This is a genomic window from Rariglobus hedericola (genome assembly GCF_007559335.1).
In the GTDB taxonomy this organism is placed as follows: domain Bacteria; phylum Verrucomicrobiota; class Verrucomicrobiia; order Opitutales; family Opitutaceae; genus Rariglobus; species Rariglobus hedericola.
In genome coordinates this window covers 181,520-196,705 of the sequence record NZ_VMBG01000002.1, presented here as the reverse complement: position 1 = coordinate 196,705, position 15,186 = coordinate 181,520, and the positions used below count along the sequence as shown (strand labels likewise).

The 15,186-nt window shown below is 62.5% G+C and carries 13 protein-coding genes; 9 read left to right on the top strand and 4 right to left on the bottom strand.

The window, feature by feature from the left end; all coding sequences use genetic code 11:
- Window positions 1–117: 117 nt before the first annotated feature.
- Both purB and FPL22_RS11205 read left to right on the top strand, forming a co-directional pair.
- Window positions 118–1,542: an adenylosuccinate lyase gene (gene purB, locus FPL22_RS11210; RefSeq protein ID WP_144230444.1), complete on the top strand. Its 1,425-nt coding sequence runs from the start codon at window positions 118–120 to the stop codon at window positions 1,540–1,542.
- 15 nt (window positions 1,543–1,557) lie between these two features.
- Entirely contained in the window at window positions 1,558–1,965 is a 408-nt protein-coding gene (locus FPL22_RS11205; protein WP_144230443.1) for a hypothetical protein, read from the top strand.
- Window positions 1,966–1,987: 22 nt separating this feature from the next.
- Here FPL22_RS11205 and FPL22_RS11200 read toward each other — a convergent pair whose 3' ends face one another.
- Entirely contained in the window at window positions 1,988–3,031 is a 1,044-nt protein-coding gene (locus FPL22_RS11200) for a tetratricopeptide repeat protein (protein WP_144230442.1), read from the bottom strand.
- A gap of 168 nt (window positions 3,032–3,199) precedes the next feature.
- Between FPL22_RS11200 and FPL22_RS11195 the strand changes: the two genes are divergently transcribed.
- The 7 genes from FPL22_RS11195 to FPL22_RS11165 all read left to right on the top strand — a co-directional run bounded on the left by FPL22_RS11195 (window position 3,200) and on the right by FPL22_RS11165 (window position 11,855).
- A complete protein-coding gene (locus FPL22_RS11195) occupies window positions 3,200–4,345 on the top strand; it encodes a paraquat-inducible protein A (RefSeq protein WP_144230441.1) in 1,146 nt (381 codons plus the stop codon).
- Window positions 4,342–5,268, top strand: coding sequence for a PqiB family protein (locus tag FPL22_RS11190; RefSeq protein ID WP_144230440.1), 927 nt, complete (start codon window positions 4,342–4,344; stop codon window positions 5,266–5,268). The genes FPL22_RS11195 and FPL22_RS11190 overlap by 4 nt, the downstream gene beginning before the upstream one ends.
- 137 nt (window positions 5,269–5,405) lie before the next feature.
- Window positions 5,406–6,665 carry a 6-phosphofructokinase gene (locus tag FPL22_RS11185; protein ID WP_144230439.1) on the top strand — a complete coding sequence of 420 codons (1,260 nt, stop codon included), beginning with the start codon at window positions 5,406–5,408 and terminating at the stop codon, window positions 6,663–6,665.
- A gap of 121 nt (window positions 6,666–6,786) precedes the next feature.
- Window positions 6,787–7,929 (top strand): MGDG synthase family glycosyltransferase, encoded by a 1,143-nt coding sequence (locus FPL22_RS11180; protein ID WP_144230438.1) that lies wholly within the window; start codon window positions 6,787–6,789, stop codon window positions 7,927–7,929.
- Window positions 7,926–8,675 carry a hypothetical protein gene (locus FPL22_RS11175; RefSeq protein ID WP_144230437.1) on the top strand — a complete coding sequence of 250 codons (750 nt, stop codon included), beginning with the start codon at window positions 7,926–7,928 and terminating at the stop codon, window positions 8,673–8,675. Before FPL22_RS11180 ends, FPL22_RS11175 begins: the two co-directional genes overlap by 4 nt.
- Window positions 8,672–9,907 (top strand): aminotransferase class III-fold pyridoxal phosphate-dependent enzyme, encoded by a 1,236-nt coding sequence (locus FPL22_RS11170; protein ID WP_144230436.1) that lies wholly within the window; start codon window positions 8,672–8,674, stop codon window positions 9,905–9,907. The genes FPL22_RS11175 and FPL22_RS11170 overlap by 4 nt, the downstream gene beginning before the upstream one ends.
- 64 nt (window positions 9,908–9,971) lie before the next feature.
- On the top strand, window positions 9,972–11,855 hold the full coding sequence (locus tag FPL22_RS11165) for a glycosyltransferase family 4 protein (protein WP_144230435.1): 1,884 nt from the start codon (window positions 9,972–9,974) through the stop codon (window positions 11,853–11,855).
- A 15-nt stretch (window positions 11,856–11,870) separates the two neighbouring features.
- Here the strand turns inward: FPL22_RS11165 and FPL22_RS11160 are convergent, their stop codons facing one another.
- The 3 genes from FPL22_RS11160 to FPL22_RS11150 are packed head-to-tail and all read right to left on the bottom strand — an operon-like array spanning window position 11,871 to window position 15,174.
- Complete coding sequence (locus FPL22_RS11160) at window positions 11,871–13,241, bottom strand: ArnT family glycosyltransferase (protein WP_162525275.1); 1,371 nt, start codon at window positions 13,239–13,241, stop codon at window positions 11,871–11,873.
- The gene (locus FPL22_RS11155; protein WP_144230433.1) at window positions 13,238–13,924 is read right to left on the bottom strand and encodes an ABC transporter ATP-binding protein; all 687 of its coding nucleotides are present in this window, start codon (window positions 13,922–13,924) and stop codon (window positions 13,238–13,240) included. Before FPL22_RS11155 ends, FPL22_RS11160 begins: the two co-directional genes overlap by 4 nt.
- Window positions 13,921–15,174, bottom strand: coding sequence for an ABC transporter permease (locus tag FPL22_RS11150; RefSeq protein WP_238991396.1), 1,254 nt, complete (start codon window positions 15,172–15,174; stop codon window positions 13,921–13,923). Before FPL22_RS11150 ends, FPL22_RS11155 begins: the two co-directional genes overlap by 4 nt.
- Window positions 15,175–15,186 lie beyond the last annotated feature (12 nt).

The window sequence follows — 15,186 nt, the reverse complement described above, 5'->3', positions numbered from 1 at the left end:
TCGGCACTTACCCCGCTTAACTTTACCTACTTTCGAGCATTCCCTTAAGGCATTACCCGTGTGCCCCAAAACGTTCTAGCCCCACGCCCCGCCACCTGCTTCGCTCTTGATTTCAACATGTCCTCCGCCGCCATTCCCAACGTCCTCGCCGAACGCTACGCCTCGCCCCTCATCAAAGACATCTGGTCGCCCACCGGACGCATCACCATCGAACGCGATTACTGGATCGCCGTCATGAAGGCCCAGCGCGACCTCGGCCTGCCCATTCCCGCCGCCGCCATCGCTGATTACGAGAAGGTCAAAACCAAGATCGATCTCGCCGATATCGACGCCCGCGAACGCGTCACGCTCCACGACGTGAAGGCCCGCATCGAAGCCTTCAATGCCCTCGCCGGCCGCGAGTCCATCCACCTCGGCCTCACCTCCCGCGACCTCACTGAAAACGTCGAGCAGCTTCAGATCGCCCGCTCCCTCGAAGTCGTGCGCATGAAGACCGCCGCCGCGCTGCTGAAGCTCTCCAAGCGCTCGAAGCAATACCGCTCGCTCATGCTCACCGGCCGCACGCACAACGTGCCCGCCCAGCCGACCACCCTCGGCAAGCGTTTCGCGATGTTCGGCCAGGAACTCCTCGCCGCCTTCACCGGACTCGACGAGATCACCGCGCGTTATCCGGTCCGCGGACTCAAGGGCGCCGTCGGCACCCAGCTCGACCAGCTCACGCTTTTCAACGACGCCAAGAAAGTCGCCCGCCTCGAAGCCGGCATCATCAAACACCTCGGCTTCAAATCCACGCTCAACGCCGTCGGCCAGGTTTACCCGCGCTCGCTCGACTTCGAAGTCGTCGCCGCCCTCCACCAAGTCGGCGCCGCCGCCGCGAGCTTCGCCACCACGCTCCGCCTCATGGCCGGCCAAGGCCTGCTCACCGAAGGTTTCCAAAAAGGCCAGGTCGGCTCCTCCGCGATGCCGCACAAGGTCAACGCCCGCAACTGCGAGCGCATCTGCGGTTTCTCCACGATTCTCTCCGGCTACGTCACCATGACCGGCGCGCTCTCCGGCCACCAATGGAACGAAGGTGACGTCTCCTGCTCCGTCGTCCGCCGCGTCGCGCTGCCCGACGCTTTCTACGCCATCGACGGACTCCTCGAAACGCTCCTCGCCGTCCTCAACCAGATGGACGTCTTCGAGGCGGCCATCGCCGCCGAGATCCAGCGCCAGCTCCCTTTCCTCGCGACCACGACCATCCTCATGGAAGCCGTGAAAGCCGGAGTCGGCCGCGAAACCGCCCACCTCGCGATCAAAGAAAACGCCCTCGCCGCCGCCAAATCCATCCGCACCGGTCAAGGCGAATCCGACCTCGTCGTGTTGCTCGCCGCCGACACCCGTCTCGGTCTCTCGGAAAAGGCTCTCCGCGCCATCCTCAGCGACGCCAAACGCTTCGTCGGCGCCGCCCCGCAGCAAGTCGACACCTTCGTCGCCACCGTCAAAACCACGACCCGCAAAGTCAAAGGCGCCGCCACCTACGAGCCCGGCAAACTCCTGTAATCGGAGTTACACGGCATGAATCCCGCAGTCTCGCAGCCTCTGCCGCTACCTGAACGCACTCTGCGTGATCTCGACCTAGGCTGCCGCATCGGATTCCTCGTGCTGACTCTGATCCTCGGCTACATCGCCGTGCGACTGTCATGGTCGTTTTCCGCAGGATCAGCCCATTTGTTTTTCACCGGAATGCTCAAAGGGGCTCCGATCCCGCTCAGCCTGCAAATCGCCCAGTCGACCAACTCGCCGCTTATCTCGCTGAGCGCCGCACTGCCTGTCGTCGCCGGCGTCGCTGCGTATAAGGTGCGCAGCCCACTCACCGCCCTGCTTGTCATCTCCGGCTGCAACTTGGTCCTCGCACTGATCTCCATCCTTCTCGGAACCGCGATCATGGACGCGCTTGGCCAAGTCATGGAAGCTCTCGTCTGAGAGTAACTGGACGGCCGTCGTTCTACTTCCCTGCTCGAAATTCCACCGTCGGCGTCGATGCCCCCAGATATTTTTTCTCGAACTCACGTCCCGCATCCTGCCCCGAGGCGATCCACTTGAGTTCATCCTCGCGCACTCGTTTCGCGAGTGCTTTTCCCGCCGTTTGGGCCTCCGACATGGCCTTCTTCAATTTCTTCAAATCAGGTGCCGATTTCGACGAATAGCTCGAATCAGCCTCTTTGGTTTTCCTGTCCAGCCGTTCCGCAGCCGTTTTTTCGCCATACAAATCACGGGCGAGTGCATAGGCCTGCTCGGCCATGTGCACGGCATTCTTACGCGGATCCCCCTGCTCCAAAATATCACCGAGCGCCTCCAGCAACACCGGGTTCTGGTAATCAGCAAACAGCATCATGCCCAGCACCCCGCGCAACGCGGCGCCACGTGCATCCTCTTCCAGCCAACCGGATGCCTTGCCCTGCTGGAACATGACGAACTCCGCATAGTTCTCCCGCACCTTGGCGAAGCTATACGGAGGCAACCGATCGGTTATCTCTGGCACGCTCGCCGGATCAGCGCGCAACATCAGATACTCGACCAACCAAAGCTGGTATTTCTCGCGCCCGAAATGCGCGTTGGGATTAATGGCCAGCGCCTTTTGCAGCCACACGCGGCTCGCCGGCAGGTCGCCGGTGTAAATCGTAAAGGTGCCCAGATTCGAAAGCGTCTCGTAGCGGTTAGGCGTGATCGCCAGCGAGTCTAACATCACCTGAATCGCTTCCGCGTGTCGCCCCAACTTATGGAGCGCCACCGACAGATCATCCCGCAACGTAGCGTTGCGTGGATCCTTAACCAGCAGCACGCGGACACGTTCAATGCGCCAGGCATAGAACTCCGGCGAATGTCGAGGGAAGTTTCCACCCATGACATCCAGCATTCCCGGAAACCGGGCCTGCTCCATCGCCAGCGTATCGCTGTCCCAAATGCACGCGCGGCTCTCGGCGAAAGCGCTGAACAAAACCGCCATGAGTGCCAGCCAACGACTAAATCGGGGGGTAATCCAAAGCATCCGTATTTTTAGATACGGGCATCACAAGCAAGGCGAGCGCATCCCTGATTCGATTGGAATCTACCTGCAAGGTGAAGGTTGCCTCCACCTACGAGCCCGGCAAACTGCTGTAAAACCACATGAACACGCGGAACCAGGCGCCTTCCGCGTGTTCCCTGCCTTGAAAATATGAATGCCACCACCGGAGAGCCGTTTGACTGTCCGACGTGTGGCACGGCGCATCAACCCGCCGAGCCGCCTCCGGGCCGGATCGCCTGTTGCCGCCATTGCTCAACGCCGCTGAAGGAGAACCGCCGGTTCAGCCTGGATACTTCACTCGCCTTCGCCCTGACCGCTGCGATCGCATTTTTCACGCTGACATTTTTGCCGCTGATGACGGTCAACAAAATCGGGATGCATCGCTCGATTCATCTCAGCGGGGTCGGTTCTTCGATGGGCGATGAAGGCATGCCGCTGCTCGGCACCTTCGTTAATTTCTGCCTGATCATCGGGCCGGTTTTGTTGCTGTCGGGTGTGCTCACTCTGCTGCTGGCCGCCCGCCTGCAATGGGCGTTTCCCGGGTGGCGGCTCATGTTGCGAGTAACCGGCTTCGCCCAGCGTTGGTCCATGCCCGAGGTGTTGTTGCTCGCGATCGTAGTGTCATTCTTGAAAATCGGCACCTTGGCCACGGCCTCGGTCGGTCTGGGTTTTCTCATGCTGGTGCTCGGCACCCTCGCCCTCACCGGTGCCATGCAGATTTTTGATCCGGCGGAGGTTCGCCGGCGTTTACGCGACACCGAGATGCTGTCCCGCCTCCGCGCGCCCGGTCCTCCGGCTTCCGACGCTCTTTCGTTAGCACTCTTGGTCGCGGCCGCCATCATGCTCATCCCCGCCAATATGCTGCCGATGATGGAAATTTCCCTTTCGGGTAAAAATACCCTCAACACCATTTTTGGCGGCATTCTGCTTCTGTGGAACGAAGGCATGTGGGGCATCGGCCTGATCGTGTTTATCGCGAGTTTCCTCGTTCCGCTGGGCAAACTCGCAGGGCTCGGCTGGCTGATTCATCGTTCGCGCACGCAGCGTAGCAGCGCCTACGACGTGCGCCTGCATCGCTTTCTGGATTTCATCGGACGCTGGTCGATGCTCGATATCCTGCTCATCGGCCTGCTGACCGGACTCATCCAGTTCGGCGCTCTCGGCTATGTCCGTCCCGGTCCGGCCGCACCGGCCTTCGCCGCGGCGGTCATTCTCACCATTCTCGCCGTGGAGACCTTCCCTCCCCGTCTTCTTTTCGCCCGGTCCGGCCCATCCTCTGCTCCCGTAAAATCATGAGTGTCCCTGAAACGCCTGTCATCAAACCCCGTCGCCAACTGCTCGTCTGGATCGTGCCCCTCCTCGCGCTCGCGATCGGCGGCTACCTCGTGCAACGCGAGTTCGCCACCCACGGCCCGCGCATCACCATCCGTTTTGAGGACGGCGAGGGCATCACGCCCAACCAGACCCATCTTATCTACAAAGGCCTGCCCATGGGGGTCGTTTCGGATGTCGCCTTGCTGCCCGATTTCTCGGGTATCGAACTCACCATCGAGTTGAATCGCAGCGCGGCGCCGCTCGCCCGCGACGGTTCACGCTTCTGGATCGTGCGCCCCGAGATCACCGCCGCCGGCGTCAAGGGCCTCGATACCATCCTCAGCGGGCCCACGATCGCAGTCCTGCCCGGCACAGGCGGACCGGCCCTTAACTTCACCGGCCTCGAATCCGCCCCGCCTGACAACAGCTCGGCCGGCACCGAGTTCACCCTGCACGCCTCCCGCCGCGGCTCCCTGCAACGCGGCCAGATCATCCTTTATCGCGAGGTCTCGGTGGGCCGTATTCTCGATGTGTTTCTCGCCCCCGACGCGACGCATGTGGTTGTCCAAGCCCGCATCGACGCGCCTTACGACCGCCTCGTTCGTGCGAATTCCGTCTTCTGGAATGCCAGCGGCGTCGATGTCGATATCGGCCTTTTCCGCGGAGCCAAGATCCGCACCAATTCCCTCTCCTCGCTGCTTTCCGGCGGCATCGCGTTTGCCACGCCTGAAGAACCCGCGCCCACCGCGGCCGCCGGCACGGTGTTTCCGCTGAACGACCGGGCGGAAGACCGCTGGTTCAAATGGACGCCCGCCATTCCGTTGGGCGAGGGCCCGCGCCCCCACGACATCAAGCCCATGCCATCCGAAAATGCGGCCAACTCCGCCAGCTCTGCGGCGCGTTGATTTTCCCGTGCCTGCGGGCACGCCGGAAAACACCGGGACCGGGCCGAACTTTGAGTTTGCCAGTGCCGCCCGCCCGCCGACACCCTGACCTTTCACGTTCACTGTTAGCTCCCTTTTTTAACAACCCATCCACGCACATGTCTGAAGATCTCGTAGGTAATGCCCTGATCGGCCAGTCCGGCGGCCCCACTGCCGTCATTAACGCCAGCGTTGCCGGCGTCATCGCCGAAGCCCTTAACAACAACGAGATCGAAGAGATCTACGGCACCCTGAACGGCGTCCTCGGCATCCTTCAGGAAGACTTCGTCGATCTCGCGTCCGAGTCCCAGCAGACCATCCGCGGTCTCAAGCACACCCCCGGCGCCGCCCTCGGCACCTGCCGCTACAAGCTCAAGAAGCAGGCCGATTTCGAGCGCGTCCTCGAAGTTTTCAAGGCCCACAACATCCGCTACTTCTTCTACGCCGGCGGCAACGACTCCCAAGACACTGCCGACAAGATCTCCAAGCTCGCCCAGGAGCAGGGCTACGCCCTCCGCGTCATCGGCATCCCGAAGACGATCGATAACGACCTGGCCATCACCGATCACTGCCCCGGCTACGGCTCCGTGATCAAATACATCTCGACCACCGTCCGCGAGATCGCCTGCGACAACGAGGCCATGGGCCAGCACGATCTCGTGCAGATCGTCGAAGTCATGGGTCGCAACGCCGGCTGGATCGCCGCCGGTGCCTCCCTCGCCAAGCGCAAGGATCACCCGCACGACGCCCCCCACATCATCCTCCTCCCCGAGGTCGCGTTCTCCCAGGAAAAGTTCATCGCCGACGTCCAGCGCGTCCTCAAGCGCGAGAAGTCCTGCATGATCGTCGTCGGCGAAGGCCTCATCGATGCCGATGGCAACTACGTCTCCGCCGCCGAGGCCACCGATGCCTTCGGCCACGCCCAGCTGGGCGGCGCCGCCGACTTCCTCCAAGGCCTCATCGAGCAGAACCTCCCCGGCATCAAGGCCCGCACCGTGAAACTCGGCATGGCCCAGCGCGCCGCCGTTCACGCCGGTTCCAAGACCGACGTCGATGAAGCCTACCTCGCCGGCCAGGCCGCCGTGAAGGCCGCCATCAACGGCGAGACCGACAAGATGATCACCCTCCTCCGCGGTGACCACGACCACTACACCGTCGAGACCGGCCTCGCGCCCCTCTCCGACATCGCCAACGGCGTGAAGAAGCTCCCCCGCGAGTGGATCAACGAAGACGGCATCAGCATGAACCACCAGTTCGTCCGCTACGCCCAGCCCCTCATTCAGGGCGAAACCGTCGTCCCCTACGACAACGGTCTCCCGGTCTTCGCAAAGCTCGAGAAAGTCCGCGTCGACAAGCAGCTCGCCGCTTACGAGCTCTAAGCACGGAGGTCGCGGGTTCGCCCGCCTCCTTCCCTCACCAAACCGGCCCCGCAACGGGCCGGTTTTTTTGTGAAAACTCGCTTCCCATCACCCTCCGCGCCCGCATCTTGAATCCACCTTCATGCGCTGGCTGATCCTGACCTCCTCCACCGGCACCGGCCACAATATGCGCGCCGAGTCGTTGAAGCATTGGGCGCATCGCGTTTACGGGCCGTCCGTCGAGATCCGCATCCACGCCGCCCTCGAAAGCACCCACGGCCTCTACCGGTTTGGCGTCGAGCTCTACAATATGATCCAGCGCCGCGCCCCGCGCCTGCATCACATCTATTTCAACTACCTCGAGATCGCCGGCATGCATCGCCGCGGCACGAAAATCCTTGGCCGCGACGCGTTCACGCGGCTCCTCAAAGACTGGCAGCCCGACCGCGTCATCAGCGTCCACGCCCACACCAACCACGGCTTCTTCGATCTCGTGCGCGCCGCCGCCCCCGAACGCCGCGTTCCCTGCATCACTTACTGCGGAGAACTCTACGGCGGCTACGGCTTCAGCCGGCATTGGGCCAACCCCCGCGCCGACGGTTTTATCGGCGCCTCGTCCGAGGTCTGCGCCGCCGCCAAGGCCGTGGGCACGCCCGACGGAAATGTCCTCTTCGGCGGGTTCTTGCTGCGCCCTCCGTTTTACGCGAGCGACGCCGAAATCGAAACCGAGGCCAACGCGCTCGCCGCCGAGCTCCAGCTCGACCGCAACGTCTTCACGCTGCTCCTCAGCACCGGTCTCGCCGGCGCCAACAACCACCTCCCCATTCTCCGCCAACTCGCCGCCAGCGGAAAAAAACTGCAGGTCATCGCCCTCTGCTCGCACAACGAAGCCGTGCGCACCCGCATCGAAGCCTTTGCCCGCCGCCATCCCCAGCTGACGATCCGCGCGCTGGGCCACACTCAACGCATGGTCGGGCTCAAGCGCCTTTCCTCCGTCCTCGTCGCCCGACCCGGCACCGGCGCAACCAGCGAGGCCATTCTCCTCGGCACTCCGCTCATCCACAACGGCATCGGCGGCGTCATGCCGCAGGAGTTGATCACCGTCCAATACTGCCGACAACACTCCTGCGCCCGCTTCGGCGGCAGCGCTCGCGAGGTCGCGCGTGAAGCCCTCGATCTTCTCGACAATCCGTCCTCGCTCGCCGCCCTCAAAGAGCGCCTTCGCGCCGCCCGCCCGCCCGGACATCCCGAGCAAATCGTCCGCTGGATCCACGACCGTGCATGACCGGCGACACACTCAAAGCCGCCCTCTACCTCGAAGCCGTGTTACCTGCACTGGCCGAACTCTCCGCGCAAGACGCCTCTCTCCGCTCCGCCGCCGCCGGTTCGCGCCCCTTTGCGATTACGCTCGCGGTGCGCGGACACTCCCGGCGCCGCCTGGCCTTCGCGACCGATGGAGCCATCACCACCTCGACGACTCCGCAGCCCGGCGATCTGAGCTTGTGGTTTCCCTCGGCCGGACAATTTCTCCGCACGGTTTCCAACCGATCTGCGCTGGCGCTGCCCGGCGGTGGATGGACTCAACTCACCCAGCTCCGCCGTTTTTCCACAGCCGGCGCGCGGCTCGATACCTTGCTGCAAACCCGCGCCGACGCCCACCTCGCCCTTCACGCCTGGGGCAGTCTTCTCGTCGCACTCGCCGCCGCCGCATCTTGGCTGCGCCACCACCCCGACGGACCCGCCACCCATGCGCGTCTCGGCACCGGCACGGTTGTATTTGAGTGTCCCGTATTGCCCGCTCCTTTGTGGCTCGATCTCGCCACGCTCAACTCAGGCACCGGCACGCCCGCCTCACCCGTCACCGTGCGCATCGCGTTTGGCGATCTCGCCACACTGATGGCCGAATTGGACAACCAGCTCGACGCTCCCGCCGCCCTCGGCCTCGGCACGTTGCGCATCACCGGCTATCTCCCGCTCGCCGAAAATCTTAGCCTCGTCATGCTCAAAGCCGGCAACCTGCTCCGCCCGTGAACTTCGACCAGTCGCAAGCTCTCTTCCGCCGCGCCGCCGCTGTGATTCCCGGCGGTATTTACGGGCACACTACACCCGCCGCCACCGTGCCGGGCGCCGTTCCGTATTTCGCCGCCGAGGGCTTCGGCTGCCGCTACCGCGACGTCGATGGCAACGTCTTCATAGACTTCATGGGCGGCTACGGTCCGCTCGTCCTCGGTTATCACCACCCCGAGGTCGAAGCCGCCGCCCACGCCGCCCGCCAGCTCGGCGCAGCCTTCAACCACCCCACGCCCCTCCTCGTCGAGCTCGCGGAAAAACTCACCCAACGCATCGACTTCGCCGACTGGGCCGTCTTCGCCAAAAACGGCGCCGACCTCACCAACTGGTCGATCATGGTCGCCCGCGAAGTCACCGGTCGCCCCAAGATCCTCAAAATCCGCGGCGCCTACCACGGCACCGCCGCGTGGTGCACCCCGGGCCACGGCGGGCTCATCCCCTCCGACCGCGTCGACATAGCCGACTTCCCCTTCAACGACATCACCGCGCTCGAAGCGCTCTTCGCCCAACACCGCGGCCAAGTCGCCGGCCTGATCCTCACGCCGTTCCATCACCCCGCGTTTGCCGACTCCGTGCTGCCCACGCCTGAGTTCGTCGCCGCCTGCAACCGTCTCTGTCGCGAACACGGCGCCTTGCAGATTCTCGACGACGTCCGCTGCGGCTTCCGTCTCACCGCCGACGGCTCGCATTCACTTTACGGATACAAACCCGATCTCGCCATCTACTGCAAAGCCCTCGCCAACGGCCACCCGATCTCCGCCTGTGTCGGCCGCGCCTCGCACAAAGCCGCCGCCAGTCGTGTCTTCCTCACCGGCAGCTACTGGAGCGACCCCGCGCCCATGGCCGCCGCCCTCGCCACGCTCGACATCATCGCTCGCGAACAAATCCCCCAACGCCTCGCCCTCCTCGGCCAGCGCTTCGTGGACGGCTTTCTCGCCCTCGGTAAAAAACACGGCGTTGACCTCATCGCCAGCGGACCTCCCGCGATGCCCTACCTCCGCGTAAAAGATGATCCGTCCTTCATGCGCACCCAGGCCTTGTGCACCGCCATCGTGGCCCAAGGTGTTTTCATCCACCCCCACCACAACTGGTTCATCAGCGCCGCCATGACCGAAGCCGACATCGACGAAGCCCTGCGTCGCATCGGCATCGCCTTCGACTCCCTGCCTACCACCCCCCACTTTGCCTCCTGACGCTCCCCTACTGCGTGTTTTCCTCGTCGGATCTGCCGCCGTAAATTCGCCTCTCTCCCCTTGGTTGCAAGCGATCCATGGTCGCGATCTCCCCGTCAACGCGCACGAACCCGGAACTGATTTTACCCGTCTTCCGGCTCATTGCATCGTGACGTTTTCCGGTCTTCCCGACGCCGCGCTCCTGACCGCGCTGCAACATCACGGTTTCAAAACTGTCATGCTCCTGCGCCACCCGCTCGATGCCCTGCTCGCCTTCGCACAGACACAGCTCGGCATCGACCGCACCAAACCCGCCTCGGCCGCCTTCAGGGATTTTGTCGTGAGCGAGTCCGCCCGCACCGCGCTCTCCACATGCGTTCAATGGAACTGCCTGGAGGCTTGTCACGTCATCCGCCACGAAGACTTCGCGCAGGCGCCGGACCATGCCCTGAAACACCTTCGCTCTCATTTGGGCGATGAGCGCGCGCACGCGATTGAGATTCCCCCGCTGCTTGAGTGCGACGCCCCCGGCTTGTGGGCTGAGGTGACTCCGGCGGATACCGTCAAAGCAGCCTATGCTTTTCACCAACAGACATTCGTGCTGTTGGATTATCCTGAACCCTCGCACGCTTCCCCTTCAGCCGAGGCCTGCGAACAAACCTGGCTCAATCTCGTCAACAATCCCACACTGACGACTCGTCGCGAGAAGCACCTCGAACGGCATTTATTCGCGCTCGAAGACCGCCACCGCGAGAAATCGCGCGAGCTGCAAACGCTGCAAAAAGAACCGTTCACCGAACCGGACCGGATCACGGCCAAAGACCAAAAAATCGCCTTCCATAAAAACGAAGCCTCCCGGCTCCACGGGTTGGTTTATGGCGTCGCCCCGAAGCGTCATCTTTTCCGCGCGTGGCGCGCCCTGCGCGGCGATCGCCATTATCGTCAACCCACGCCAGCTCTGCCAACGGTCGTTGCCCCCGTTGATCCGCAGACGATCTCGGGATACCACGACTTGATCATCGGCGATCTCCCTGTCCGTTTTCACAAATCGGCCTTGACCGACGGACGCGGCACGGGGCGGGTTGCCGCGGAACTTCTCCGTCAATTTCGTGAACTCGCCGCTGCCATTCCGGTCAGTCCGGGATCACGCCCGCCCATTCATTTTTTCTCTGCACCGCATTGGGGCCCCGAGACGCTTCCGGAACGCAGCTGCGTCTTGATTCACGATATCATTCCCTCGCTCGCTCCCGGCTATCCGGAGAAACAGCGTAATATCTTTGAGACACGCTGCCGGAACGTCATCCGCCAAGCGGCGAAAATTATCACGATCAGTCAAACCAGCGCCCGGGACATCGCGCACCACTTCGGAGTAAACGAAGCCGACATCACCGTCATTTATAACGGTGTCACTCCCCTGCCCGTTTCGAGCGAATACACCCCGCCGCTGCCCGGCGTGCCTTACCTCGCTTACGTCGGTGGTGCCGACACTCATAAAAATCTCGAAGTGGTGTTCGAAGCGTTGCGTCGTCCCTCCTTGGAAAACGTTCACTTGGTCCTGGTCGGGGAAACCGAACGTCACCGCACTCTCATCGAGAGCCTCCGCCTGGAAACCCGTGTTCACTTCCTAGGCAAACTGGCCGACGCCGACATGGGCAAAGTGCTCACCCGGGCAACCGCGCTCGTTTTCCCGAGCTTCTACGAAGGCTTCGGCCTGCCGCCGCATGAGGCCGCACTGCTCGGGATTCCGTCTATCTGCAGCCGCCGGCCCGCCATGACCGAGTTGCTTTCCGACGCGGCGTTTTTTGCGGATTACAACTCACCCGACGAATGGGCCCGTCAAATCGGGACACTCATCGCTCATCCGACCCTGGCACGCACGATGGGTGAACTCGCGCGGGCAAAGTCCGGCCGCCTTCAATGGCCCGTCATCGCCCGCCGCTATCTGGATGTCTTCCGGTCCCTGCCGTGATTCCGTCCCGCCGCTTCAGGTGATCAACTTCCACCACGCCCGCACCACGTCGCCGTAGGTCACCGCGTCGTTTCGTGAAACCAGCGCCATGCGATAGAGCAACAGCCAGAGAAGATTCCACACCACCAGGCTCGCGCCGGCCGCGAATAACCACCGTGTTGCCCGTTCCGACAGACGTTCAAAACACCAGGCGAGGCCCACCATAAAAAACAGGAACGCGCCTTCAAATGCTCGACTGCCAAACGACGAGCCAAACCACCAGCACCACCACGCGGCATTCACATAAACGCTGATGGCTGTCACCACTACGCCCGCCCACAGCAGCCCGCCCCGTTTCCAGGCCACCGCAATCAATCCCGCGCATCCCGCCAGCAACAGCGGATGCCAGTAAAACAGCCCGTGCTTCGCCGAGAAAAGCACCTCCGCAAAAACCGGCTTCGTCCAATAAAACGGCTCCGCCTCGGCCCCGTAGCTATACAAGAGCCAGGAGCCGTAGACGATTTTCCACGCCACCATCTGCAACGCGACAAAGGGAACCGCACCCGCGGCGAATGCGAGCCCTTGGCGGCTCATGGCCGGCAGATTCTTTGTGGTGCGCACTTGCATCAAGATCGCCCACACCGGCACCAATCCAAAAACCGCCGTTTGATAGCGCGTGATCGTAGCCAATCCCAACCCCGCCCCCGCCAGCATCCACCACAACCAGCGCTCCGGCGCCGCCTCCGTCCGTTGCAGCGCATACAAACAGAGCACGAGCGCAAAAAACGTCACCCCATGACTCATGCTCAAATTACTGGTCTGATAATAAAGCATCGGGCTTGCCGCCCACAGCATCGCCACACCCAACACCGCCGGCTCCCGTGCACACCAGCGACGCGTCACGCGATACGCCAAAAACAAAGCAAACCCCGCGAGCAGGAAATGCCCCGTCTGCAGACACACTTGGTAAACCCAGTTGTAGCCATCGCGCTCCAGATTCCAGACACCCAACGCCCGGCCCGTGCCGACGATCCCATCGGCGGCCAGATAAAAGGGAACGCTCACCAGCGACCAGCCGACTCCGTATTTATTGGTGACCACGCCGGTCTTCGTCAGTGGCAACTGCGGAATCGTGGTCTTCAACTCCGGCACGAGCGTATTACACGCATCCAGATCATCGCGAAAATCCAGATCGCCTCCCACCATCAGCGACCGCAGCCACAGGTAATTGAAGGTGTTGTCAGACCCGCGCATCGCACTGCGTTTCGGGATCTCCACCAGCTGCGAAACAAACAGACCGATCGCGATCACCACGCAGGCCAGCACGAACCAGCGCGTCCTGGCCGAAAGCCCCCGCCACGATTCAGCGGGATCGCCGCTGGTGAGGAGCCTCTTCAAACGGTTCATACAAACACGCCGTCTTTCATCGCCCGCACCACGTCGCATCGCTGCGCGATTTCGGGATTGTGCGTGACCAGCACCACCGCCTGGCCGTTTTCCCTGGCGAGTCGCGCGAGCAGATCGAACACCAGGGCCGAGTTGGCGGCATCGAGATTACCCGTGGGTTCATCCGCCAGGATGAGCGAGGGTTGATTCGCGAGCGCACGGGCAACCGCCACGCGCTGCTGCTCGCCGCCTGAAAGATGCGTGCCCAGCCGTTGGGTTTTCTGCCCGAGCCCCACCGACTCCAGCAACATCCTGGCGCGCGCCTCCATCTCCGGAATTGAGAGGCGACCGAGTTTGCGCATCGGCATCATCACGTTTTCCAACGCGGTGAACTCCAGCATCAAAAAATGAAACTGAAACACGAACCCGATGTGGCGCGAACGCGCGGCCGTGCGCAGATCGTCGCTCGTGTTGGACATGCGTTCATCACCGATCCAGATGCTGCCGTCATCCGGCTGGTCGAGCAGTCCCAGCTGATAAAGCAGCGTGGACTTGCCGCAACCCGAAGGGCCCACAATCGCGCAGACTTTGCCCCGCTCAGCTTCAAACGAAACCCCGCGCAGCACATGCACGCGGCCTTCATCCTGCCCGAGATAGCGGTGCAGGTTTTCACAGCGAATGACGATGGATGAGGATGCGCTCATTGTGCAGTCCCCCGGACGACATCACCCGGTTCAAGTCTCGCCGCACGTCGCGCGGGGATCCAGCTCGCCGCCAGCACGACCACCGATGCAGTGAGCGCCGCCACCGCGTAGTGTTCCCACGCCCAGGCCACCACAAATGAATCCGTCGTAAAGATACCGCGTATGCGTATCGGAACTTTGGACACACCATACGTTGCCAGCGCGCCAAAGAGCCAGCCGAGCAACACGCCGCCAATCAACACCAGCACGCCTTGCCAGAGGAAAATCCGGGCGATGTCGCGGCGGGTGTAACCCATCGAACGCAGGATCGCGATGTCCTTGGTCTTCTCGATCACCAGCATCGCCAGCGTATTAAACATGCCCAGTCCGGAGATAAGGATGATCGTCGAGACCGTGATCGCGGATGAAAAACGCAACGCACTGAACACCGCGAGCCAGGTTTTTTCGCGACGCTGCCACGGCGACACCGCATGTCCGATGACCGCCTGCATGCGCTCGGAATCCTCCGCCGCACGGTCCCGATCAAACAGGTTGACCTGAAGGAAACTCGCTCCGATCGGTTTCTGTAAAAGCGACCTCGCCTCGGACAAGTGCAGATAAATCCGCACGCGGTCGATGTCGCTCACGCCCGTTTCATAAATCGCACTCACCCGATAACGGCGGGACTGACCGCCGACTTGTAACATGTAGGAATCTCCCACCCGCAGATTCTGGTGTAGCGCCAGCACACTCCCGACCAGCGAACCGCCCGGGGCCTCGCGATAATCACCCAGCGAGCCACGGATGATCTGCGAACCGAGATCAGACACCGCGAGATGGTCGTCCAGATTGATGCCGTAAACCCGCGCGTCCGCCGTGCCCACATCGGTCGTCAGGGTGACGATGCCCTGCACCACGGTGGACACACCCGATACATTCGAAAAACCGCGGATCGCCGCGCTGACGAGCGCCGGATCCTCGACGCCCTCGACATACTTCCGGCTGCCACCCGTATCCACCGAGAACTTACCCTGCCCGTCCTCGGTTTTTCCCTGCATCGTAAACAGCGTCGGCTGAAACCGGTCCTGAATACGAATCGCCCCGTTCGTCCCGAGGATCGTCTTGATGAAAAATTGCTCGAACCCGCTCGTCTGCGCCTGCGTGACGATAAAAAAGCCCACACCGAAAACGATGCCGAGCAGGCTCATGAACATGGACCGTTTGCGCGCGGTTAAAAACCGCAGGGCGATGCGCAGATTGGGCGACATCATGGGCAACCGGGC